Source organism: Streptomyces sp. NPDC012466, assembly GCF_042955215.1.
GTDB lineage: Bacteria > Actinomycetota > Actinomycetes > Streptomycetales > Streptomycetaceae > Streptomyces.
Window position 1 is genome coordinate 210,922 of sequence record NZ_JBIBEQ010000011.1, and the last position, 20,722, is coordinate 231,643.

At 71.8% G+C, this 20,722-nt stretch carries 24 protein-coding genes; 10 read left to right on the forward strand and 14 right to left on the reverse strand.

Features of this window, described 5'->3' with window-relative positions; all coding sequences use genetic code 11:
• Together ACFY9E_RS33880 and ACFY9E_RS33885 are read left to right on the forward strand one after the other, a co-directional pair.
• The coding region (locus tag ACFY9E_RS33880) for an FMN-binding protein (RefSeq protein WP_390990915.1) at positions 1–131 on the forward strand (131 nt) is incomplete at its 5' end.
• Positions 124–927: an FAD:protein FMN transferase gene (locus tag ACFY9E_RS33885; RefSeq protein ID WP_390990721.1), complete on the forward strand. Its 804-nt coding sequence runs from the start codon at positions 124–126 to the stop codon at positions 925–927. The genes ACFY9E_RS33880 and ACFY9E_RS33885, both read left to right, overlap by 8 nt.
• A gap of 156 nt (positions 928–1,083) precedes the next feature.
• On the opposite strand, the gene ACFY9E_RS33890 is transcribed toward ACFY9E_RS33885, so the two are convergent.
• Genes ACFY9E_RS33890 through argC form a run of 5 tightly spaced genes read right to left on the reverse strand, consistent with a single transcriptional unit; the run spans position 1,084 to position 5,920 of the window.
• On the reverse strand, positions 1,084–1,629 hold the full coding sequence (locus tag ACFY9E_RS33890) for an arginine repressor (RefSeq protein ID WP_030848800.1): 546 nt from the start codon (positions 1,627–1,629) through the stop codon (positions 1,084–1,086).
• A 7-nt stretch (positions 1,630–1,636) separates the two neighbouring features.
• Entirely contained in the window at positions 1,637–2,836 is a 1,200-nt protein-coding gene (locus ACFY9E_RS33895) for an acetylornithine transaminase (protein ID WP_390990723.1), read from the reverse strand.
• A complete protein-coding gene (gene argB / locus ACFY9E_RS33900) occupies positions 2,833–3,747 on the reverse strand; it encodes an acetylglutamate kinase (RefSeq protein WP_390990725.1) in 915 nt (304 codons plus the stop codon). Before argB ends, ACFY9E_RS33895 begins: the two co-directional genes overlap by 4 nt.
• Positions 3,744–4,895 carry a bifunctional glutamate N-acetyltransferase/amino-acid acetyltransferase ArgJ gene (gene argJ, locus ACFY9E_RS33905; RefSeq protein WP_390990727.1) on the reverse strand — a complete coding sequence of 384 codons (1,152 nt, stop codon included), beginning with the start codon at positions 4,893–4,895 and terminating at the stop codon, positions 3,744–3,746. The genes argB and argJ overlap by 4 nt, the downstream gene beginning before the upstream one ends.
• Positions 4,892–5,920: an N-acetyl-gamma-glutamyl-phosphate reductase gene (gene argC, locus ACFY9E_RS33910; protein ID WP_390990730.1), complete on the reverse strand. Its 1,029-nt coding sequence runs from the start codon at positions 5,918–5,920 to the stop codon at positions 4,892–4,894. The genes argJ and argC overlap by 4 nt, the downstream gene beginning before the upstream one ends.
• Before the next feature lie 169 nt (positions 5,921–6,089).
• On the opposite strand from argC, the gene ACFY9E_RS33915 reads away from it, so the two are divergent.
• Genes ACFY9E_RS33915 through ACFY9E_RS33925 form a run of 3 tightly spaced genes read left to right on the forward strand, consistent with a single transcriptional unit; the run spans position 6,090 to position 7,354 of the window.
• Entirely contained in the window at positions 6,090–6,782 is a 693-nt protein-coding gene (locus ACFY9E_RS33915; RefSeq protein WP_390990732.1) for a DUF6215 domain-containing protein, read from the forward strand.
• A 50-nt stretch (positions 6,783–6,832) separates the two neighbouring features.
• A complete protein-coding gene (locus ACFY9E_RS33920; protein WP_390990735.1) occupies positions 6,833–7,084 on the forward strand; it encodes a hypothetical protein in 252 nt (83 codons plus the stop codon).
• A gap of 60 nt (positions 7,085–7,144) precedes the next feature.
• The gene (locus tag ACFY9E_RS33925) at positions 7,145–7,354 is read left to right on the forward strand and encodes a hypothetical protein (RefSeq protein WP_390990924.1); all 210 of its coding nucleotides are present in this window, start codon (positions 7,145–7,147) and stop codon (positions 7,352–7,354) included.
• A gap of 51 nt (positions 7,355–7,405) precedes the next feature.
• On the opposite strand, the gene ACFY9E_RS33930 is transcribed toward ACFY9E_RS33925, so the two are convergent.
• Positions 7,406–9,892 carry an alpha-L-arabinofuranosidase C-terminal domain-containing protein gene (locus ACFY9E_RS33930; protein WP_390990737.1) on the reverse strand — a complete coding sequence of 829 codons (2,487 nt, stop codon included), beginning with the start codon at positions 9,890–9,892 and terminating at the stop codon, positions 7,406–7,408.
• Positions 9,893–10,020: 128 nt separating this feature from the next.
• On the opposite strand from ACFY9E_RS33930, the gene ACFY9E_RS33935 reads away from it, so the two are divergent.
• Positions 10,021–10,491, forward strand: a complete 471-nt coding sequence (locus ACFY9E_RS33935) for a DUF6314 family protein (protein ID WP_390990740.1) — start codon at positions 10,021–10,023, stop codon at positions 10,489–10,491.
• Here ACFY9E_RS33935 and ACFY9E_RS33940 read toward each other — a convergent pair.
• The 3 genes from ACFY9E_RS33940 to ACFY9E_RS33950 all read right to left on the reverse strand — a co-directional run bounded on the left by ACFY9E_RS33940 (position 10,473) and on the right by ACFY9E_RS33950 (position 13,058).
• Positions 10,473–11,066 (reverse strand): histidine phosphatase family protein, encoded by a 594-nt coding sequence (locus ACFY9E_RS33940; protein ID WP_390990743.1) that lies wholly within the window; start codon positions 11,064–11,066, stop codon positions 10,473–10,475. The two genes, ACFY9E_RS33935 and ACFY9E_RS33940, sit on opposite strands and share 19 nt — an antisense overlap.
• Positions 11,067–11,139: 73 nt before the next feature.
• Entirely contained in the window at positions 11,140–11,580 is a 441-nt protein-coding gene (locus ACFY9E_RS33945) for a GNAT family N-acetyltransferase (RefSeq protein ID WP_390990745.1), read from the reverse strand.
• A gap of 41 nt (positions 11,581–11,621) precedes the next feature.
• Positions 11,622–13,058, reverse strand: a complete 1,437-nt coding sequence (locus tag ACFY9E_RS33950) for an aminotransferase class I/II-fold pyridoxal phosphate-dependent enzyme (RefSeq protein ID WP_390990748.1) — start codon at positions 13,056–13,058, stop codon at positions 11,622–11,624.
• On the opposite strand from ACFY9E_RS33950, the gene ACFY9E_RS33955 reads away from it, so the two are divergent.
• Both ACFY9E_RS33955 and ACFY9E_RS33960 read left to right on the forward strand, forming a co-directional pair.
• A complete protein-coding gene (locus ACFY9E_RS33955; protein ID WP_390990751.1) occupies positions 13,057–13,977 on the forward strand; it encodes an EamA family transporter in 921 nt (306 codons plus the stop codon). The two genes, ACFY9E_RS33950 and ACFY9E_RS33955, sit on opposite strands and share 2 nt — an antisense overlap.
• A 94-nt stretch (positions 13,978–14,071) precedes the next feature.
• The gene (locus tag ACFY9E_RS33960; RefSeq protein WP_010045242.1) at positions 14,072–14,272 is read left to right on the forward strand and encodes a DUF1918 domain-containing protein; all 201 of its coding nucleotides are present in this window, start codon (positions 14,072–14,074) and stop codon (positions 14,270–14,272) included.
• Between the two features lies 1 nt (position 14,273).
• Here ACFY9E_RS33960 and ACFY9E_RS33965 read toward each other — a convergent pair whose 3' ends face one another.
• Positions 14,274–15,503: a family 10 glycosylhydrolase gene (locus tag ACFY9E_RS33965; RefSeq protein ID WP_390990754.1), complete on the reverse strand. Its 1,230-nt coding sequence runs from the start codon at positions 15,501–15,503 to the stop codon at positions 14,274–14,276.
• A 179-nt stretch (positions 15,504–15,682) separates the two neighbouring features.
• Here ACFY9E_RS33965 and ACFY9E_RS33970 point away from each other — a divergent pair, with 179 nt between their 5' ends.
• Positions 15,683–16,558, forward strand: a complete 876-nt coding sequence (locus ACFY9E_RS33970; RefSeq protein WP_283971784.1) for a 3-hydroxybutyryl-CoA dehydrogenase — start codon at positions 15,683–15,685, stop codon at positions 16,556–16,558.
• Positions 16,559–16,580: 22 nt separating this feature from the next.
• On the opposite strand, the gene ACFY9E_RS33975 is transcribed toward ACFY9E_RS33970, so the two are convergent.
• The gene (locus ACFY9E_RS33975) at positions 16,581–16,808 is read right to left on the reverse strand and encodes a hypothetical protein (RefSeq protein ID WP_390990757.1); all 228 of its coding nucleotides are present in this window, start codon (positions 16,806–16,808) and stop codon (positions 16,581–16,583) included.
• Between the two features lie 220 nt (positions 16,809–17,028).
• On the opposite strand from ACFY9E_RS33975, the gene ACFY9E_RS33980 reads away from it, so the two are divergent.
• Positions 17,029–17,286: a hypothetical protein gene (locus tag ACFY9E_RS33980; protein ID WP_390990759.1), complete on the forward strand. Its 258-nt coding sequence runs from the start codon at positions 17,029–17,031 to the stop codon at positions 17,284–17,286.
• A gap of 1 nt (position 17,287) precedes the next feature.
• On the opposite strand, the gene ACFY9E_RS33985 is transcribed toward ACFY9E_RS33980, so the two are convergent.
• From ACFY9E_RS33985 to ACFY9E_RS33995, 3 genes are all read right to left on the reverse strand, one after another.
• On the reverse strand, positions 17,288–17,833 hold the full coding sequence (locus tag ACFY9E_RS33985) for an NUDIX domain-containing protein (RefSeq protein WP_390990761.1): 546 nt from the start codon (positions 17,831–17,833) through the stop codon (positions 17,288–17,290).
• Positions 17,834–17,939: 106 nt separating this feature from the next.
• Positions 17,940–19,280 (reverse strand): transcriptional regulator, encoded by a 1,341-nt coding sequence (locus tag ACFY9E_RS33990; protein ID WP_390990764.1) that lies wholly within the window; start codon positions 19,278–19,280, stop codon positions 17,940–17,942.
• A 268-nt stretch (positions 19,281–19,548) separates the two neighbouring features.
• The gene (locus tag ACFY9E_RS33995; protein ID WP_390990766.1) at positions 19,549–20,565 is read right to left on the reverse strand and encodes a SpoIIE family protein phosphatase; all 1,017 of its coding nucleotides are present in this window, start codon (positions 20,563–20,565) and stop codon (positions 19,549–19,551) included.
• Positions 20,566–20,722 lie beyond the last annotated feature (157 nt).

Sequence of the window (20,722 nt, forward strand, 5' to 3'; positions counted from 1 at the left end):
CCGTCCCCCGCCTCAACCAGGCGGCCGTCGCGGCCGGAAACGCGCAGATCGACGCCGTGTCCGGGGCGACGTACACCAGCGCCGGATACAAGCAGTCCCTCCAGTCCGCGCTGGACCAGGCCGGTGGCTGACCAGGTGGCCGACCCCGCAGAGGCTCCCGCCGCGGTACGTCATGCCGAGGAGACGATGGGGACCGTCTTCTCCTTCGACGTCCGCGGCGGGGAACCGGCCGCCGTGCGCGCGGCCCTGGACGAGGCCGTCGTCGGACTGCACCGGGTCGACGCGGTGTTCAGCACGTACCGCGAGGACAGCCAGATCTCACGGCTGCAACGCGGGGAGGTGACCGTCGGGGAATGCGACCCCGAGGTCGGCGAGGTGCTGGAACTGGCCGCCGAGGCGGAGCGGTTGAGCGACGGCTGGTTCAGCACCTCGTACCGGGGTCGCCTCGATCCGACCGGCATCGTCAAGGGCTGGGCGGTCGAGCGGGCGGCACGGCGGCTGGCGGACGTGCCCGGGGTGTGCGGAGTGAACATCAACGGCGGCGGGGACGTGCAGTTGCTCGGGACACCGGGCGGGCAGCGTCCGTGGCGCGTGGGGGTGGCCGACCCGTTGCGGCCGGGGGGCCTGGCGGCGGTCATCTCGGCGGCCGGGGTGGACGAGCTGTCCGTGGCCACGTCCGGTACGGCGGAGCGCGGCGCGCACATCGTGGATCCGCGGACGGGGCGGTCGGCCGTGACGGACCTGGTCGCCGTGACCGTGGTCGGGCCTCGGCTGACGTGGGCGGACTGCTGGGCGACGGCAGCGTTCGCGATGGGCTCGCGGGAGGGGCTGGCGTGGCTGGAGTCGCTGCCTGGTGTGGAGGCGCTGCTGATCACCGCCGGCGACGAGGTGCGCTGCACTGGGGGGTTGGCGGCGCGGCTGGGGTGAGTTCCGGCGGGGGGCGGGGGCCGCAACCCGGCGGAACGGGGTGCCGCTGCGCCCACCCGTGCCGCCCCTAGCGGCACGCATGCCCGCAGCTGGGCCGGCCGGGGCGCGGGGAACTGCGCGATCAGCCACTGCTCACCCGCACCCGAACGACGACCCTCAGTGGCCGTTCTGCGCCAGCCTCAGCAGATGATCCGCCAGGGCCTGCCCACCCGTCGGGTCCCGGCTGATCAGCATCAGCGTGTCGTCGCCCGCGATCGTCCCCAGGATGTCGTGCAGCTCGGCCTGGTCGATCGCCGAGGCCAGGAACTGCGCCGCCCCCGGAGGGGTACGCAGCACCACGAGGTTCGCCGACGCCTCCGCGGAGATCAGCAGCTCCTGCGAGAGCCGCCGCATCCGCTCCTCCTTCGCCGACCCGCCCAGCGGCGCCCGGGGCGTACGGAACCCGCCCTCGCTGGGCACCGCGTAGATCAGGTCGCCGTCGGCGTTGCGGATCTTCACCGCGTTCAGTTCGTCCAGGTCCCGGCTGAGCGTCGCCTGCGTGACGTTCAGCCCGTCGTCGGCGAGCAGCTTCGCCAGCTGGCTCTGCGAGCGGACCGGCTGCCGGTTGAGGATGTCCACGATCCGGCGGTGGCGGGCGGTGCGGGTCTGCGGCACGGCGGGCCCGTTCGCCCCCGGCTGCTCGTGGTCCTGCGCCTGGCTCATCGTCGTCTCATTCCCCGGATCGTCCGTCCCCGTTCACTGCCTGGAGGATGCCGGGCAGCGCCCCGAGGAACGCGTCCGCCTCGTCGTCGCCGAGGTTCAGCGGCGGCATCAGCCGGACGACGTCGGGGGCGGGCACGTTCACCAGGAATCCGGCCTCCTGAGCCGCCTGGCGCAGCTGGGGCGCGAGCGGCTCGGTGAGCACGATACCCAGGAGTAGTCCCGCGCCCCGGACAAAATCGATCAACGGGTGGCCGAGGCCCTCGATTCCCTCCCGCAATCTCTCGCTCTGCCGCTTGACGTTCTCCAGCAACCCCTCGTTCTCGATGGTGTCGAGGACGGCGAGCCCGGCGGCACAGGCGACCGGGTTGCCGCCGAACGTCGTGCCGTGCTGGCCGGGCCGGAGCAGCTCCGCGGCCCGCCCGAAGGCGACGGTGGCGCCCAGCGGCAGCCCGCCGCCGAGCTGCTTGGCGAGGGTGACGACGTCGGGCAGGACGCCTTCGTGGGCCTGGTACTCGAACCAGTGGCCGGTCCGGCCGATGCCGGTCTGCACCTCGTCGAGGACGAGGAGCGCCCCGGTCGCCGCCGTGATCGCCCGGGCCGCCTTGAGGTAACCGGCCGGCGGGACGACGACGCCGAGCTCGCCCTGGATCGGCTCCAGGATGACGAGGGCGGTCTCCTCGGTGACCGCGGCGGCCAGGGCCTGCGCGTCACCGAAGGGCACGTGGGTGACGTCACCGGGCAGGGGCAGGAACGGCTCGCGCTTGCCGGCCTGGCCGGTCATGGCCAGGGCGCCCATGGTCCGCCCGTGGAAGGCGCCCTCGGTGGCGACGACGTGGGTCCGCCCGGTCAGCCGGCCGATCTTGAACGCGGCCTCGTTGGCCTCGGCGCCGGAGTTGCAGAAGAAGACCTTGCCGTCCCGGCCGAACAGGCGCAGCAGCCGCTCGGCGAGGGCGACGGTCGGCTCGGCCATGAAGAAGTTGGAGATGTGGCCGAGGGAGCCGATCTGCCGGGTGACGGCCTCGACGACCGCCGGGTGGGCGTGGCCGAGGGCGTTGGTGGCGATGCCGCCGACGAAGTCGAGGTAGGAACGGCCGTCGGCGTCCCAGACGCGGGTGCCCTCGCCGCGTGCCAGGGGCAGCAGCGGGGTGCCGTAGTTGTTCATGAGCGCGCCCTGCCACCGCTCGGCGTACTCCTGATGGACGGTCATACGGCTTCCCCCTCTTGCTCGTCGGGCACGACCATCGTGCCGATGCCCTCGTCGGTGAAGATCTCCAGCAGGATCGAGTGCTGGACCCGGCCGTCGATGACGCGGGCGGTGGTCACGCCGTTGCGCACGGCGTGCAGGCAGCCCTCCATCTTCGGCACCATGCCGGACGACAGGTCCGGCAGCAGCCGCTCCAGTTCCGTGGCGGTGAGGCGGCTGATCACCTCGTCGCTGTGCGGCCAGTCCTCGTAGAGGCCCTCGACGTCCGTGAGGACCATGAGGGTTTCGGCGTCCAGTGCAGCAGCGAGTGCCGCAGCCGCCGTATCAGCATTGACGTTGTAGACATGTCCGTCGTCCTGGGAGCGGGCGATCGAGGAGACGACCGGGATGCGGCCGTCGGCGAGCAGGGCCTCGATGGCGCCGGTGTCGATCGCGGTGATCTCGCCGACCCGGCCGATGTCGACCAGTTCGCCGTCGATCTCGGGCTGGTGCTTGGTGGCGGTGATGGTGTGCGCGTCCTCGCCGGTCAGGCCGACGGCGAGCGGCCCGTGCTGGTTGAGCAGCCCGACCAGCTCGCGCTGGACCTGCCCCGCCAGCACCATCCGTACGACGTCCATGGCGTCCTCGGTGGTGACCCTGAGGCCGGCCTTGAACTCGCTGACGATGCCGTGCTGGTCGAGGGCGGCGCTGATCTGCGGGCCGCCGCCGTGCACCACGACGGGCTTGAGACCGGCGTGGTGCAGGAACACCACGTCCTGGGCGAAGGCGGCCTTGAGGTCCTCGTCGATCATGGCGTTGCCGCCGAACTTGATGACGACGGTCTTGCCGTTGTGCCGGACCAGCCAGGGCAGCGCCTCGATGAGGATCTGCGCCTTGGGCAGGGCGGTGTGCTTGCGCGTCGCTCCACTGCTCATGACGAGTACGCGCTGTTCTCGTGGACGTAGTCGGCGGTGAGGTCGTTGGTCCAGATGGTGGCGGTCTCGGACCCGGCGGCGAGGTCGGCGACGATGTGCACCTCGCGGTAGCGCATGTCGACCTTGTCGCGGTCCTCGCCGACACCGCCGTTCTTGCAGACCCACACGCCGTTGATGGCGACGTTCAGCCGGTCCGGCTCGAAGGCGGCCCGCGTGGTGCCGATCGCGGAGAGGACGCGGCCCCAGTTGGGGTCCTCGCCGTGGAGGGCGCACTTGAGGAGGTTGTTGCGGGCGATGGAGCGGCCCACCTCGACGGCGTCGTCCTCGGTCGCGGCGTTGATCACCTCGACCTTGATGTCCTTGCTGGCGCCCTCGGCGTCCCGGATGAGCTGCTGGCCGAGATCGTCGCAGACCTGCCGTACGGCTTCGGCGAACTCCTCGTATCCGGGGCTGACCTCGGCCGAGCCGGAGGCGAGCAGCAGCACGGTGTCGTTGGTGGACATGCAGCCGTCGGAGTCGACCCGGTCGAAGGTCGTGCGGGTGGCGGCCCGCAGGGCCTTGTCCAGTACGTCGTTGTCCAGGTCGGCGTCGGTGGTGAGGACGACGAGCATGGTGGCGAGGCCGGGGGCCAGCATGCCCGCGCCCTTGGCCATGCCGCCGACGGTCCAGCCGTCCTTGGTGACGACGGACGTCTTGTGGACGGTGTCGGTGGTCTTGATGGCGATGGCGGCCTTCTCGCCGCCGTGCTCGCTGAGCGCCTCGGCGGCCGTCTCGACGCCCGGGAGCAGTTTGTCCATGGGGAGCAGCACCCCGATGAGGCCGGTCGAGCAGACGGCGACCTCGATGGCGCCCCGGCCGAGGACCTCGGCGGCCTTCTCGGCCGTGGCGTGGGTGTCCTGGAAGCCCTTGGGGCCCGTGCAGGCGTTGGCGCCACCGGAGTTGAGGACGACGGCGGACACCTGGCCGCTCTTCAGCACCTGCTCGGACCACAGGACCGGCGCGGCCTTCACACGGTTGGAGGTGAAGACGCCGGCGGCGGTGCGGCGGGGCCCGTTGTTGACCACGAGGGCCAGGTCCGGGTTGCCGTTCTCCTTGATCCCGGCGGCGATGCCCGCCGCCGTGAATCCCTTGGCTGCCGTGACGCTCACGGTGCGACTCCGATCGTGGAAAGTCCGGTGGTCTCGTCGAGACCCAGGGCGATGTTCATGCTCTGGACGGCACCGCCCGCGGTGCCCTTGGTGAGGTTGTCGATGGCGCTGATCACGATGATCCGCCCGGCGGCCTCGTCGTACGCGACCTGCACCTGAACGGCGTTCGAACCGTGGACGGACGCCGTGGCGGGCCACTGACCCTCGGGGAGCAGGTGCACGAACGGCTCGTCGGCGTACGCCTTCTCGTAGGCGGTGCGCAGCGACTCGCCCGTGACGCCGTCGGCGGCCTTGGCGCTGCACGTGGCGAGGATGCCGCGGGGCATGGGCGCGAGGGTCGGCGTGAAGGACACGGAGACCGGCCGCCCCGCGGCCGCGCTGAGGTTCTGGGTGATCTCGGGGGTGTGCCGGTGCCCGCCGCCGACGCCGTAGGGGGACATCGAGCCCATGACCTCGCTGCCCAGCAGGTGCGGCTTGGGCACCTTGCCCGCGCCGGACGTCCCGGAGGCGGCGACGATCACGGCCTCGGGCTCGGCCAGGTCCGCCGCGTACGCCGGCACGAGGGCGAGGGAGACGGCGGTCGGGTAGCAGCCGGGCACCGCGATGCGCTTGGACCCCTCCAGCGCGGCGCGGCCACCCGGCAGTTCGGGAAGGCCGTAGGGCCAGGTTCCGGCGTGCGGCGAGCCGTAGAACTTCTCCCAGGCGGCGGCGTCCGTCAGCCGGAAGTCGGCGCCCATGTCGACGACGAGTACGTCCGGGCCGAGCTGCTCGGCGACGGCGGCGGACTGCCCGTGCGGCAGTGCGAGGAAGACGACGTCGTGGCCGGCGAGGACCTGCGGGGTGGTCTCCTGGAGCACTCGGCCGGCCAGGGGCAGCAGGTGCGGCTGGAGCGCACCGAGCTTCTGCCCCGCGTTCGAGTTGCCGGTCAGGGCGCCGATCTCGACCTCGGGGTGCGCCAGGAGCAGACGCAGCAGTTCCCCGCCCGCGTACCCACTCGCTCCGGCCACTGCCGCACGTACCGCCATGGATCCTCCTCCTTAGAGGGCATGACTATACGTTTCGCTGCACGTTTATGCAATCCCATTCATGGGCGGCGCGGTGGTCGCCGCGACGGCCCGGAAAACGGTTTTGTCCTGGCCATGACCACAGGTTAAGGTCCCCGGGCACATCAGGGGATCACGGCGGGTGGGGGACATGGCCGAGGACATCGACGCGCCCATGAGCAGCGCGAACGCATGGGGGCAGGCGCTCGCGGCGGTGGCTCTGGTGGGGGCGCTCGGCGCGGGCTTCTGGGGGCTCGCGCGGACGTCGGCCGCGGAGAGCGAGCCGAAGCCGGCCACCTGCTCCGACGGGGAGACCCCGGCCCCGAAGGGCAAGCACCTCTCCGGTGCGCAATTGTGCGAGGCGCTGAACCGGTCCGACCTGGCCGCGCTGCTGGGCACGCCGGCCGAGATCGCGAAGACCGCCCAGGGCAGCGACAGCTCCATCGGGACCGCCGGCGGCAAGGACATCGCCACACCGCAGGCACAGGTCGAGTTCGAGACGTACACCGTGACGCTCTCGGCGACCTACGACGGCCTGCCGGTGACCGGGTCGGAAGCACTGCTCGGGAGCGACGCCCGCCGGCAGACGATGCTGGGCCGCCCGGGGGTCCTCTACTCGACGCGCACCATCAGCATCAGCTTCCGGCTCGACGGCGGCGACGCCGACAGCGGTCCCGGCGTACCGGCCCGGGCCCTCACCGTGGCCCAGGACCCGAAGGACCGCGGCGGCTCCCTCGACGTCACCATGTGGCGTACGGACGGAGTGGTGCCGGACGACGCGGTGCTCATGCGCGTCGCGGAGAAGGTGCTGCCGACGGTCCCGGGGTGGACGGCCCGCGGCTGAGCCCGCCCCGCCGCCGCGCCCGGGTCCATCGCGCCAGGAAGAGCATGCGCATGCTCCAGCCCCGGGACGGCCGGGTCGTCCTCGGCCGCCGCCGCGCCCGGGTCCGCCCGGCCCTCGGCGCACCGGAACGCCGACTGCTGCGTCCGGCCCCGCCCGTGGGCCACTCGCCGGACGTCCTCACGCCGGGCATCGACGCCCTGCTGTTCACGCCCCGTGCGCGGTCACGCGACGATCTGCTGGAACTCGGGGCCGCAGGGCGCCGCAGGCTGCCGCCGTGGGGCCGGGGCTCTGGCGGCCGGTGACTCCGGGGCGGTCCGACCGTCCTGAAGGACGCCGCGCCGCCCCCGGTGGTCGTCTGTCCCATGACGCGCCAGGGCGCCCCGCACCCGGCCGGCCTCACGGCGGCACCGGTGCCCCGGCACCTCGACCTCTACCTGCGCATCGCCCCCGAGCTGTACCTGAAGCGGCTGTGCGTCGGCGGCCTGGAGCCCCAGCAGCGCGACCGCCCTGCTCGGCGGGCGTCACGGCTCGGCGGTGTGCGGCGCACCGGCGACGGGCTCCGCTCACGGTGACGCGCACGCTGCGGGCCGCTGCCCGGGGAGCAGCGGCCCGCAGCGGCGGCCTTATCTCTGCTTGATCCTCAGAAACGTGACGGAGTTCGCCGGGAAGGTGTAGGTGAACTTCTTCGCCACACCCCGGAAGGTGGACGTCACCGGCGTCACCGGGGTGTCCGTCTCGGTGTTCACGGCGTCCTCGTCGGCGGCCAGGGTGGTCACCCGGGCCGTGGAGGAGACCTTGGCGCCACCGAGGTCGACGGCCGTACGGGCCTCGGCCGACTGGGCGTTGACGACCTTGACGATCAGGTCACCGGTCCCGGCGTCCTCGGTGACGACCTGGCGGAACGGCTCGGCGGGCTTGTCGTCCTTGAAGCTGCCCCACTCCTTGCCGTCGAGGAACAGGGTGACCTGACGGCCGCGCACCTTGATGTCGATGTCGTAGGCCCGGCCCGTCTCGATCGACCCGGCCTTCGTCATCAGGGTGCCCTTGCCGCCGTCCACGGCCTGCTCGATCGCGGACTGGGTGTTGTTCCAGCCGCCGAGGTTCCACCAGTAGTAGTTGCCGGTGTCCTTGACGCCGAAGGCGACGAGGAAGCCCTCCTTTCCGGACTTCTTGGTGGCCTTCACATGCAGGTCGTAGTCCTTCCACGCCGGGTCGCCCGCCGTGACCAGGGTGTTCTCGGCGGCGGTGTCGGTCTGGACGTACGCCCCGTCCTGGATGCTCCAGCTGCCCGCGCCGGAGTGCTTCCACTTCGAGGCGTCACCGGAGAAGTCGTCGCTCAGCAGGGTCGAGCCGTCCGCCGAGGTGACCTTCACATCGTCGTACGCGGCGCTGGTCGCCCACGTCGACAGGCCGACGGCTCCGGTGATGGGGCCGCTGACGTTCGGCGTGGTCGTGGCCTTCGACGGAACCACGCGGTCGCCGACGTTGTTCATGAACAGCTTCTGGACCTCGTAGTTGGCCGAGTTCCAGGAGGCCCGGTTGTTGAACCAGATCATGTCGGGCCGCCACTGCACGTAGTCCTCGTTGGCGAGCAGCGGGGCGTACGAGGCGAGCTTGACGACGTCCGCGTTGCGCTCCAGGCCGGTCATGAAGGCGGCTTCGGACAGGCCGTTCTTCCAGGCGTTGCCCTGGGAGGCGTACTCGCCGAGGAAGACCTTGGGGCCGTTCCTGTCGTAGGAGTCGTAGCGGTCGTTGTTCTGGAGGAACCAGGTCGGGCTGTTGTAGTAGTGCTCGTCGACCATGTCGACCTTGCCCTCGCGGTTGAGCTGCCAGGCGGTGTCGAAGGTCGTGCCGGCGTCGTCCGGGCCCGAGTTGGAGATGACGGTGATGTCGGGGTACTTCGCCTTGATGGCCGTCCGGAACCGCTCGAAACGGGTGAAGAACTCCTTCGGGAGGTTCTCCTCGTTGCCGACCCCGAGGTGGGTCAGGTGGAAGGGCTTGGGGTGACCCATCCGCGCGCGGACCTTGCCCCACGTGGAGTTCGCCGGGCCGTTGGCGAACTCGATGAGGTCGAGAGTGTCCTGGATGTGCCGCTTGAGCAGCGCCTCGTCGTCGGTGGCCTTGTTCTGGCCGCAGCCGGTCACCAGGGCGGGGACGACGGGCAGCGGCATGGCGCCGATGTCCTCGGAGAAGCGGAAGTACTCGTAGTAGCCGAGGCCGTAGCTCTGGTTGTAGCCCCAGAAGTTGGCGTTGGTGGCGCGCTCCTCGACAGGTCCGATGGTGTCCTTCCACTGGTAGCTGCGCTTGCGCTGCCAGTTCGAGGCCTCGCTGTAGTCCTCCATGGAGCCGGTGTTGACCAGGCAGCCGCCGGGGAAGCGCACGAAGCCCGGTTTCAGGGCGGCGATCTTCTCGGCGAGGTCCTTGCGCAGGCCGTTCGGCTGGTTCTTGTACGTCTCGCGCGGGAACAGCGACACCTCGTCGAGCGCGGCGGTGTGCGACGAGGTGACGGCGAGCCGGCCGCGGTTGCTCGTACGGGTCGCCGTGAACGTGGCCTTGTACTTGGCCCAGCCCCCCTTCACGGCGACCTGACGGGCGGTGGCGAGAGTCCCCGCGGTGTCCTTCAGCGAGACGGTGAGGGTGCTGCCGCTCTCGGCGCGGGCCCACACCGAGAAGTCGTACTTCTTGCCCTGCTCGACCCTGATGCCGGTGTTGTAGCCGGCGTTCGTCACGGATGAACCGGCGCCCAGGGAGAGGTAGTTGCGGTTGCGGGCGTTGAGCCGGCCCGCGTCGTTCACGACCTGGGCCGTGCCACCGGCCGTCCAGGAGGTCAGGGGCGTGTAAGAGCCGTTGTCGGCGGTGGAGTACTCGAAGGAGCGGTTCTGCACGAGTTCGGCGTACAGACCGCCGTCGGCGGCCCGGTTGATGTCCTCGAAGAAGACGCCGTACATCGTGTCGTCGATCTTCGCGCCGTGGGCGGACGGGTCGACGGTGATCGCGTAGTCGGTGACGTCCTCGGCGTGCGCGGGGGCCGGTAGGAGGGCTGCTGCCGTCAGGAGGGCGGTGGTCGTGAGACCGAGTCTCCATCGGGTGCGTGCGGCGGTGCTTGGCATGGATACTCCGCGGCTCTGAGTGTTCGAAATATCAGACATTGGTCAGCACTTCGAACGGCAAGATAGGGAGGGGGCGAAGGCGCGTCAATGGGTCGCGCAGCAACGGCTGGGACGGAGAGCGGGGCAGGATGGGCGAGTTCTGGCCAGTGCCGGACGCACTGGCGTATCTGGCCGGGCGCTGGCGGGTGTCACGGTCGGTGCGGGATCTCGCGAGCGGTGTGGAAGGGCAGTTCACCGGTGTCACGGAGTTCGGCCCGTTGCCGGACGAAGGCGCCGGGGGCGCCGCACAGGTCACCGGCGGGCTGCTGCACCACGAGTCCGGCACCTTCGTCTGGCAGGGCGTCGCCCGGCCCGCCGAGCGGACGCTGCGCTTCCTGCCGGGTCCGGGCGGCACGGCGGACGTGCGGTTCGCCGACGGGCGGCCGTTCCACGACCTGGACCTGACGTCCGGCCGGCATGTCGCCGGCCATCCCTGTGCGGCCGACCTCTACCGCGGCGAGTTCACGGTCCGCGACGCGGACCACTGGCGGACGGTGTGGCGGGTCCGCGGCCCCGCCAAGGACCTGGTGCTGACGACCGGCTACGCGCGTGAGGGCTGAACGGACGCGCCGTCGAATCGCAGGTTCCAGCGGCCCGCCCGGCCCGTCACGCAGGTCGTCGACAACGGGCGGACGTCGATGTTCCAGTACGTCGAGGGCGGCGCCTTCAGGACATAGACCAGGGCGGCCCGGATCACGGACGGATCGGCCACCGCCACGACCCGGCAGCCGTCCTCGACGGGCCGGGTGTCGAGCCAGCCGCCGACCCGGGTGATGAAGTCGGCCAGGGACTCGCCGCCGTGCGGGGTGGCGCGCGGGTCGGCGAGCCAGGCGTCCACGGCCTCCGGCTCCCGGGCCATGGCCTCGCCGAGCGTCAGCCCGCGCCACCGGCCCATGTCGCAGTCGCGCAGGCCGAGTTGCACCAGCGGCGCGTACCCCAGCCCCTCCCCCGTCGACCGGCTGCGCGGGGTCGGCGAACAGTAGCGCAGCTCCGCCGCGGCGAGCGGCAGCAGCTCCTGGGCGACGCGCTCCACCTCACCCCAGCCGGCCTGGTCCAGCGGCCGGTCGTCCTCGAAACGCTCGGTGAGCAGCGCGGAGCTGCGCGCGGCGGCGACGAACGTGACCCTCAGTGGCATGCGGCGATCGTGCGGTCCACAAGTGCGCAGGTCAAGGGGTGTTACCTACGAGTTACCCAGGGTGTGCCGACCTTCACCGGCCGAAGACGAGCGCCATCCAGCGCTCGGGGCGCTCCAGCGCCGCGAACCCGAGCTTCTCGTACACTCCGTGCGCGTCGTGCGTGGCGAGCAGCACCCGCCGCACCCCGTACGACCGCGTCTCGTCCCGTACGGCGCCCACGAGCGCGCTGCCGACCCCCTTGCCGCGCACCGACGGATCGACGTACACGTCACACAGCCACGCGAAGGTCGCCCGGTCGGTGACCACCCGGGCGTAGGCGACCTGCTCGTCCGACACCCTGTCGTACACGCCGAAGTTGAGCGAGTTCTCGATCGCCCGGTCCTGCTTCTCCCTGGACCGGCCCAGCGCCCAGTAGGCGTCGGTGGACAGCCAGTGGTGCACCCGTCCGGCGTCGATACGGGCGGGGTCGGTGGAGATCTCGTATCCCTCGGGCAGGCTCGGCGTGTCGGTCATGTCCGCGATGCTCGCAGGCCACGCGGACGTGCGTCGAGTGGTTATGCCGGCACCTCGTCGCAGGCCGTGCGCAGCCGCCGTACGCCCTCGGCGATCTCCCCGGTCCCGGCGACCGCGGCGAAACTCAGGCGGATGTGGGCGGCCGGTGGTTCGGCGCTGAAGTACGGGCGGCCGGGTGTGACGGCGACTCCGGCGCGCAGGGCCGCGGAGGTCAGGGCCGACTCGTCCGTGCCGTCGGGCAGGCGGGGCCACAGGTGGTAGCCGCCGGACGGGACGTGGGGCAGCGAGAACTCCGGCAGGTGCAGGGCGAGTGCGCCGGTCATCGCGTCCCTGCGGGCCTTCAGTTCCGCGGAGACGGCCCGCAGGTGGCGGGGCCAGGCGGGCGAGCCGACGAGTTCGAGCGCGGCCTCCTGGAGGGGGCGCGGCACGAAGAACGTGTCGACGACCTGGATGGCCCGCAGCCGTTCCAGGACCGGTCCGCGGGCGGCCAGGGCGCTCACCCGGAAACTGGGCGAGGTCGCCTTGGTCAGGGAGGAGACGTGGACGACGACGCCGTCGGGATCGTCGGCGGCCAGGGGGCGCGGCAGCGGCCCCGCGTCCTCGTGCACGAGACGCCGTACGAAGTCGTCCTCGACCACGAAGGCGCCCGCCTCCCGGGCGATGCGCAGCACCTCGACGCGCCGTCCGGGCGCGAGGACGGCGCCGGTGGGGTTCTGGAAGAGCGGCTGGCAGACGAAGGCCGGGGCGCCGGTGGCGCGGAAGGCGTCCGCGAGCAGCTCCGGCCGCACACCGTCGGCGTCCACCGGGACGGGCACCGGGCGCAGGCCGGCCGCCCGGGCGATGGCGAGCATGCCGGGGTACGTCGGCGACTCGACCAGGACGGGGGCGCCGGGCGGGGCGAGGGCGCGCAGGGCGGTGGTGAGCGCGGACTGGCCGCCGGCGGTGATCAGCACCTCGGCGGCCGTGACCGAGCCTCCGATGCTCCGCGCGAACCATTCGCGCAGCTCGGGCAGCCCCTCCATGGGGGGTCGCCCCCAGGCCCCGGGACGGCGCCCGGCCCGCGAGAGGGCGGCGGCCATCGCCCGCTCGGGCTGCAACGACGGGTGCAGATAGCCGCCGTTGAACTCGATCACGCCGGGCGGCGGCGCGGCCAGCGACACCAGCACCCCGGAGGCGTCCACCGAGCGCGGCACGAGGTCGGCGGCACCGTCGGCGCTGAGGGCGACCTCCTGCCAGGAGGTGTCCCCGGCGGGGGCCGGTGCCGTCCGGGTCTGTGCGCGGAACGCGCCGGCGCCGGGCCGGGTGACCACCAGGCCCTCGGCGGCGAGCTGCGCCAGGGCCCGCGACACCGTCACGGGGCTCACCCGGAACCGTTCGACGAGCGCCCGGCTCGACGGCAGCTTTCCACCGGGTGAGTAGCGGTCGAGCTCCCGCCTCAGCTGTTCCGCGAGGTCACCTACGCTGCTACGCTCTTGCATGAGAGCACAGAGTAGCGCTACTACCGCCCCTTCGATAGCAGTCGCCGCCTCGGCACCGGAGCGTCCCGGCTTCGGCACCCTCCAGGCCGCGCTCGGCGTCGTGGCCTTCTCCCTCACGTTCCCGGCCACCGCGTGGGGACTGGAGGGCTTCGGGCCCTGGTCGCTGGTCGCCGTCCGGAGCGTCCTGGCCGCGGTCATCGCGGGCGGCTGTCTGCTGGCACTGCGCGTACCGCTGCCCGCCCGGCGGCACCGGCCGGGACTCGCGGTCGTCGGGGCCGGTGTCGTCCTCGGCTTCCCGCTGCTGACCACGCTGGCGCTTCAGACGTCCACCACCGCGCACGCCGCCGTCGTGGTCGGTCTGCTCCCGCTGACGACGGCGCTCTTCTCCGCGCTGCGCGTCGGTACCCGCCCCTCGCGCACGTTCTGGGTCGCCGCCCTGGCGGGCGCTGCGGCGGTGCTGGCCTTCACGGTGCAGCAGAGCGGCGGCGCCCTGAGCACCGCCGACCTGTACCTCTTCGCCGCGCTGCTGGTCTGCGCGGCCGGTTACACCGAGGGCGGCAGGCTGGCCCGGGTGATGCCGGGCTGGCAGGTGATCGGCTGGGCGCTGGTGCTGTGCCTGCCGCTGACCGTGCCCGTCGCCGCGCTCGCCCTGGCGCACGAACCCGTGCGGCTCACCGCGCACAGCGTCACCGGACTGCTGTGGGTCGCGGCGGGCTCACAGTTCGTCGGGCTGGTCGTGTGGTACCGCGGCATGGCGGCCATCGGCATCCCCAAGGCCAGCCAGTTGCAGCTCGCCCAGCCGCTGCTCACACTGGTGTGGTCGGTGCTGCTGCTGGGCGAGCACCTCACGGTCGCCGCCCCGCTGACGGCCGCGGCGGTGCTGGTCTGCATCGCCGTCACACAGCGATCACGCGGCTGAGCGGAACGGCGCACGTCCCCCGTCGGCAGGCGCCTCCCGGCCTGGACTCCAAGGCCACGGACCCGCTGCTCCGCACCTCGTGAGGAGGACCCAGATGCGCGCAACCGTGGGCGACCAGCTTGTCCAGCACGGCAGGGTGGTCGGTCAGCACGACAAGGTCGGCGAGATCGTCGAAGTGCTCGGCCAGGAGGGCAACCCGCCGTACCGGGTCCGGTTCGAGGACGGGCACGAGGGCGTGTGCTCCCCGGGACCCGACACGGAGATCCGGCACAGGGAGACCACCACCGGGCCGTGAGTCAGCGCGGGGGCGACGCCGGCTCTCCGTAGTGGTCGGCGACCACCCGCGCCATCGCCCCGATCCGGTCGGCCGCCACGTCCCTGGCGGCGAAGTGGACGTGTCCGCGCACCTCCGGATGCTGCCCGGCCAGCGTCAGGTGCCGGGACAGCTCGTCCGTCTGCTGCCACGCGGCGGGCTGCGCCGGGTCGCCGGCCTTGTACAGCGCCTCCCCCACGTAGAGCTGCGTCGAGCTGCCGCGCGCGACCTCCGCCCACCAGGGCACCAGCTTCGCGTAGTCGGCGGCGGCGAAGCCGATGTTCCAGTACAGCTGCGGGACGATGTAGTCGATCCAGCCTTCGCGCACCCACGTCCGCGTGTCCGCGTGCAGGTCGTCGTACGTCTCCACGCCCGCCCGCGTGTCCGAGCCGAGCGGGTCCGTCGCGGCGTTGCGCCACACACCGAAGGGACTGATGCCGAAACGGGCGCTCGGCCGGATCTCCTTCACACGGTCCGCCGTCTCCCGCACCAGCCGGTCGATGTTGTCCCGCCGCCAGGCGGCCCGGTCGGGGAAGTCGCCGCCGTGCTCGTCGTAGGCGTCGTCGTCGTCGAAGCTCTGCCCGGCCACGGGGTACGGGTAGAAGTAGTCGTCGAAGTGGACGCCGTCCACGGGATACTTCGCCACGGCGTCGAGCATCGCGTCCTCGACGAAGGCACGGACCTCGGGCAGCCCCGGGTTGTAGAAGAGCTTCCCGCCGTACGTCACCACCCAGCCCGGGTTCTGCCGGGCGGGGTGGGAGGCGGCGAGCCGGGCCGGATCGGCGTGGGCGGCGATCCGGTACGGGTTGAACCAGGCGTGCAGGTGCAGACCCCGGGCGTGGGCCTCCTCGACGGCCGTGCCCAGCGGGTCCCAGCCGGGGTCCTTGCCCTGGGTGCCGGTGAGGTACTGCGACCACGGCTCGTACGGCGAGGGCCACATCGCGTCCGCCGTGGGCCGGACCTGGAAGAACACGGTGTTGAGCCGGTTGCGGACCGCGGTGTCGAGGTGGGTGAGCAGCTCGGCGCGCTGCTGCGACGCGGTCAGCCCGGGCTTCGACGGCCAGTCGCGGTTGGCCACGGACGCGAGCCAGACGCCCCGCATCTCGGCGTCCGGCGCCCTTTCCCCGCGTCCGGTCGCGGCCGACGCCCGAGGCATCATCGTGAAGGCCGACAGCGCCGCCACCGCGAACGCCCTGCGTGACACTCGTCCCATCCGCATGCCCCAAAAGCCGCGGATCCGCCCGGTCGCGGATCACTCCGGGGCCAGCATGCCCGAATCGGACCCGCCCCCCGCGATCGATCATCGATACTTGGCGGTAACGTGCACGAACGGAGCAGGCGCCGGGACCCGGCCCGCCTGCCCGGTCGTGGATCAGCAGCGAAAGGGTCGATGTGACGGACACCCCAGCGGGAGACATTGCACGCGTCGGAGTCGTGGGCTGCGGTCAGATGGGCGCGGGGATCGCCGAGGTGTGCGCCCGGGCCGGCCTGGACGTCATGGTCGCCGAGACCACCGGCGAAGCCCTGGAGATCGGCCGCACCCGGCTGTTCACCTCCCTGGCCAAGGCGGCCGAACGCGGCAAGATCACCGAGGAGGAGCAGGAGGCCACGCTGGCCCGCCTGAGCTTCACCACGGACCTCGGCGAGTTCGCCGACCGCGACCTCGTGATCGAGGCCGTCGTGGAGAACGAGCAGGTCAAGACCGAGATCTTCCAGGTGCTCGACCAGGTCGTGACCCGGCCCGACGCGATCCTGGCGTCCAACACCTCCTCCATCCCGCTGGTGAAGCTGGCCGTGGCGACCTCGCGGCCCGACCAGGTCATCGGCATCCACTTCTTCAACCCGGCCCCGGTGCAGAAGCTCGTCGAGCTGATCCCCGCGCTCACCACGTCCGAGGGCACGATCAGCCGCGCCCAGCTCTTCACCGAGAAGCTGCTCGGCAAGCACGCGATCCGTGCCCAGGACCGCTCCGGCTTCGTGGTGAACGCGCTGCTGATCCCGTATCTGCTCTCCGCGATCCGGATGTTCGAGACGGGCATCGCCAGCCGCGAGGACATCGACAACGGCATGGAGATGGGCTGCGCCCACCCGATGGGCCCCCTGAAGCTGTCCGACCTGATCGGCCTGGACACGGTCGCCTCGGTCGCGCAGTCGATGTACGAGGAGTACAAGGAGCCCCTGTACGCCGCTCCCCCGCTCCTGCAGCGCATGGTCGACGCGGGCCGGCTGGGCCGCAAGACGGGCTCGGGCTTCTACACGTACGCCTGACCGTCCGGCTGCCGCAGCCACCTCAACGCCGCCGCTCCTCCGGCCACGGCCGGAACCGGCGGCGTCCCCATTCCTGCGCCTGCTCGCTCATGCGCCGGCGCAGCCAGCCCATCCAGAAGGCGAGCGGGGTGAGGGCGAGCGCGATCAGCAGCGCACTGCCCCACCCCTCCCCGGAGGAGAACCGGAGCATCACGACCACCAGCGCGTAGAGCGCCAGTGTGTACGCCGCGTTCTTCTGCCACTTCGTCATGTCTGTCCGGGTGCCCCCCGAGGCCGATTACGGACGGTCAGATTTCGGCCAAGCGGCGGGCCCGGCACCGGATATGGTGCCGGGCCCGCGGCATTCACACACCGTGTGCGCGCCGGGCTCGCATATGCCCGTCGCACACTCTCCCCAGGCGCCCACCAGGCGAGTTGACTCCTCATGCGCATGCAAGGGATGTGAAACGACTACGGAAAGGAGCGGACTCGTGACCGCCGATCCCGAGCATCCCGTCGTCCATGGGGAACTCGCAGAGTTACGACGCCGCCTCGATGTGGCCTACGCCCGCGTCGAGGGCGGGCTGGCGCTGCTCAGTCACCGCACCGAGGAGACGGCCAAGGAACTCGACGAGCTCAACACCCGGATCCACACACTCGAACACGCGCGCTGGCCGCTGCCCGCGGTCGCCGCCCTCACCGCCGTGGGTGCCCTCGTCGTGGCGATCTGGCAGGCGCTGGGGCATTAGCTCAGGGCAGCGTGTCCTGACCCAGCCTGAGATGGTGCAGCAGAAGTAACGCGGCCGCCATGTTGGCGGCCGGGACCTCACCGCGGGCGACCATGTCGGGGACGAGTTTGAGAGGGACCCATTCCCGGCGGTCCGACTCGAAGTCGTCCACGGGGTGCCCGACGTACTCGCCGTCGTCGGCCCAGTACACGTGGTGCCGGGCGTCGGTGAGCCCGTTGGACGGCTCCACGCTCATGAGGTGGTGCAGGGGTCCCGGCCGCCAGCCGGTCTCCTCCTCCAGTTCCCTGGCGGCCGCGCGGGCGATGTCCTCGCCGTCCTCGACCACGCCGGCCGCGAGTTCCCACCCCCAGCTGTCGGTGATGAAACGGTGCCGCCAGAGCAGCAGCACCTCGTTGGCCTCGTTCACGACCGTGGCCACCGCGACGGGCCTCAGCCGTATGAGGAAGTGGTCCAGGTGCCGGCCGTCCGGCAGTTCGACATCCGCGAGATTGACGCTGAACCAGCGGTTTGAGTACACAGTTTGCTCGTTGTGTTTCGTCCACTGCACGGTTCTGCCACCTTCCGTCGAGTAAGTGGCAATATCGCAGCAGGGACGGACTGACAGCAGGCGCACAGGAAGCGCCTCGGAGCGACACGGGCACCACCGCCCGGATCTACAACGGTACGCGCAGTGCTCCGTCGATGAGTTCGGCGGCCTCGGCCGTGCCGGCGCAACCGCTGCGCACCAGGTGCTCCCGCACCGCGCGCAGCCGGTCGCGCAGCCGCTGGGACTCCATGCCCCTGGCCTGCTCGGCCATCTGCACGGCGATGGCCACCGCCTTGTCGGCGTTGCCCTGCCGCAGTTCGATGGTGCTGAGCATGGCCAGCCGGTGCACCCGGCCGCGGTCGTGCGCCGGGTTGTCCACGGCGGCCGCGGCATGCTCCCCGGCGGCCGCGATCTCCCCGAGGCTGAGCAGCGCCTCCGCCACCTGCACGTTGACGAGCCCCGGCTGGACATAGCCGGTCTCGTCGGGCTCGTGACCGCGCCGGATCCGTTCGGCCGACTGCTCGGCCCGCCGGATGCAGGACAGGGCACTGCCGCCGTCGCCGAGATGCGCGTACGCCTTGGCCTGCATGGCGTACAGGTCGGAGGCGAGCGCGGGGGTGATGTGCTTGCCGGCGGCTCGCAGCGCGGCCTCCGCGAAGGCGACGGACTGCCGGTACTCCCGCATGAACAGCGACTGGTTGACCAGCAGGGCGATCACATACGCCCCGAGTCCCCGGTCCCCGCTGGCCTTCGCGAGCCGCAGCGCCTGGTGGAAGTAGCGCTGGGCGAGTCCGTGCGCGTCGGAGTCGTACGCACAGATCCCGGCGACGGCCACCAACCCGCCGGTGGCGCGGTGCAGTTGCCGGCCGGTCTCGTCGGTGTAGCCGCCGCGCAGCAGCGGGGCGGCCTCGGCGTTCAGGAAGCCGACGATACGGGCCCGTGTCGCGATGCCCCCGGCCTTGCGGTACATCTGCTCGTAGTGCGTACGGGCGGCCCGCAGCATCTCCAGGTCGCCCGAGGTGACCCGGTGTCTGCCACCGCGGGAGACGTCCACGTCCTCGGGCGGGTTCTCCCACTCCCACACGGGCATCACGGCGGGCGTGCCGGTGAGGGCGGGTGCGCCGAGGATGTGCGGGCGCTGCTGCTGGTCGGAGCGCCACAGGGCGGTGGCCCGTTCGACGAACCCGGACAGGGAGCCGGTGTGCGGGGCGGACGGCTCGCCGGGCACACCGAGGCCGATGTCGTCGAGGGTGACCTGCCGTTGCAGCCGGCCCGCGAGCACCTCGCAGATCAGGTCGGGCACCTGGCCCCGGGGCCGCTGCCCCTTCAACCATCGGGCGACGGCGGTGTGTTCGTACCTCAGGGACAGGCCACGTGCCCGTCCCGCCTGATTGACGTGTGCGGCCAGCCCCGCGTGCGAGATCCCCGCCTCGTCCAGGATCGCGTCGAGCAGAGTGTTGGGCTGCATGTGGGCCCCCCGGATGGCTCGGTGCGGCCAGATTAGTGGTTCCGTCTTCACACGGGGTGTGAACGGAGTGCCCGAATCCGCACGGTGTGCGCACTGTCGCTGAGAGTCGCCGGCCGGTTGACTGAACTGCCTCGAAAGAGGCCGGCCGGGCCGCCGGCTCCCCCTCGTACAGTGCGGCGGCCCGCTACCGCCGTCCGCCCGGCTGCCTGCCCGACACTCCGTGGCGGGGCGGACGGCATCGCCGGCGGTGCGTTCGCCCGCCGTGGTGTCAGAGGTGTGTGGTCTGCTGCGGATGCGTCGTGGTGGTTCGCGCGGTTCCCCGCGCCTCCGACGGCGTCCTCCCGCTGTTCGTGAGCACCAGCAGGGCGATGTCGTCCGGTGGAGTGCCCCGCGTGTGCTGGAGGAGGGCCGTGGAAATCCTGCCGACGACACCCTGGGAGGAGAGCGGGCCGTCCCGCGCGACGCTCGTCAACGCGGTCGCCAGCGGGAAGAACCGGCCACGGGCGTCCCGCGCGTCCTGGGCGCCGTCCGTGAAGAGGAACAGGGCTTCATCGGCCTGGAGGTACCCCAGATCCACGGCCGGCAGAACGGCCGGCAGGGGGAACAGCCCCAGGGGCGGGTGCGGATCGCCGGGAGCCAGCTGTTCCACGTCGATGCCGCTCACCCGGTACGGCCACGGATGGCCGCAGTTCAGCGCGAGCATCTCGCCGTCGGGCCGGATCTCCACGAGCAGCAGGGTCACGAACTCCTCGGCGGCGCTCGCGGGATGCTCCTGGCGCAGATGCCGGTCCAGGGCCCGCTCCATCCGGCGCAGCACCCCGCCGAGGTCCTGCTCGTCGTGCGCGGCCTCGCGGAAACAGCCGAGCACGGCGGCGACCGTCCCGAACGCGCCGATGCCGTGCCCGCGTACGTCCCCCATCACGGCCCGTACGCCGTGCTCGGTGGCGACGACCTCGTACAGGTCGCCCCCGACCGAGGCACCACGCTCGGCCGACACCTGGGCGGCCGCCACGTCCAGCCCGTCGATCCGGGCGGGCAACGGCCGCAGCAGGGCGCTCTGCGCGGCGCCCGCGACCCGGCGCAGCTGGCGCAGTTCGCGCATCAGCGACTGCCGCACATGCAGAATCAGCCCGGTCCCCACCGCGAAGAACACCGCGCTGGTGACGATCCGGGCCTGCAGACCGGTCTCCTGGGCGAGCGGGCATGCCAGCTTGTACGTGACGGCTGCCGCGCCCCATACCGTGGGCAGACCGAGGCTGCGCACCCGACCCCTGATGCGGATCATGCCGATGGCCCCCCAATAGGCCCTGACACACAGAATCGGACCGGCCCGAGAAGGCCGGTCCGATTCTGTCGGCAGTCCCTCCGCGAGAGCGGGGGAACATCGACGACACCACTCGAACGAGTGAGACCGTCAGGGGCGCGGGGAACTGCGCGAACCA

What these genes read in the sequence shown, in the direction of transcription:
- ACFY9E_RS33890 (WP_030848800.1), bottom strand. Translation starts at nt 1,629, where the DNA reads ATGAGCCAGGCGCAGGACCACGAGCAGCCGGGGGCGAACGGGCCCGCC.
- ACFY9E_RS33895 (WP_390990723.1), bottom strand. Translation starts at nt 2,836, where the DNA reads ATGACCGTCCATCAGGAGTACGCCGAGCGGTGGCAGGGCGCGCTCATG.
- argB (WP_390990725.1), bottom strand. Translation starts at nt 3,747, where the DNA reads ATGAGCAGTGGAGCGACGCGCAAGCACACCGCCCTGCCCAAGGCGCAG.
- argC (WP_390990730.1), bottom strand. Translation starts at nt 5,920, where the DNA reads ATGGCGGTACGTGCGGCAGTGGCCGGAGCGAGTGGGTACGCGGGCGGG.
- ACFY9E_RS33915 (WP_390990732.1), top strand. Translation starts at nt 6,090, where the DNA reads ATGGCCGAGGACATCGACGCGCCCATGAGCAGCGCGAACGCATGGGGG.
- ACFY9E_RS33920 (WP_390990735.1), top strand. Translation starts at nt 6,833, where the DNA reads ATGCTCCAGCCCCGGGACGGCCGGGTCGTCCTCGGCCGCCGCCGCGCC.
- ACFY9E_RS33925 (WP_390990924.1), top strand. Translation starts at nt 7,145, where the DNA reads ATGACGCGCCAGGGCGCCCCGCACCCGGCCGGCCTCACGGCGGCACCG.
- ACFY9E_RS33930 (WP_390990737.1), bottom strand. Translation starts at nt 9,892, where the DNA reads ATGCCAAGCACCGCCGCACGCACCCGATGGAGACTCGGTCTCACGACC.
- ACFY9E_RS33935 (WP_390990740.1), top strand. Translation starts at nt 10,021, where the DNA reads ATGGGCGAGTTCTGGCCAGTGCCGGACGCACTGGCGTATCTGGCCGGG.
- ACFY9E_RS33940 (WP_390990743.1), bottom strand. Translation starts at nt 11,066, where the DNA reads ATGCCACTGAGGGTCACGTTCGTCGCCGCCGCGCGCAGCTCCGCGCTG.
- ACFY9E_RS33945 (WP_390990745.1), bottom strand. Translation starts at nt 11,580, where the DNA reads ATGACCGACACGCCGAGCCTGCCCGAGGGATACGAGATCTCCACCGAC.
- ACFY9E_RS33955 (WP_390990751.1), top strand. Translation starts at nt 13,057, where the DNA reads ATGAGAGCACAGAGTAGCGCTACTACCGCCCCTTCGATAGCAGTCGCC.
- ACFY9E_RS33950 (WP_390990748.1), bottom strand. Translation starts at nt 13,058, where the DNA reads ATGCAAGAGCGTAGCAGCGTAGGTGACCTCGCGGAACAGCTGAGGCGG.
- ACFY9E_RS33960 (WP_010045242.1), top strand. Translation starts at nt 14,072, where the DNA reads ATGCGCGCAACCGTGGGCGACCAGCTTGTCCAGCACGGCAGGGTGGTC.
- ACFY9E_RS33965 (WP_390990754.1), bottom strand. Translation starts at nt 15,503, where the DNA reads ATGGGACGAGTGTCACGCAGGGCGTTCGCGGTGGCGGCGCTGTCGGCC.
- ACFY9E_RS33975 (WP_390990757.1), bottom strand. Translation starts at nt 16,808, where the DNA reads ATGACGAAGTGGCAGAAGAACGCGGCGTACACACTGGCGCTCTACGCG.
- ACFY9E_RS33990 (WP_390990764.1), bottom strand. Translation starts at nt 19,280, where the DNA reads ATGCAGCCCAACACTCTGCTCGACGCGATCCTGGACGAGGCGGGGATC.
- ACFY9E_RS33995 (WP_390990766.1), bottom strand. Translation starts at nt 20,565, where the DNA reads ATGATCCGCATCAGGGGTCGGGTGCGCAGCCTCGGTCTGCCCACGGTA.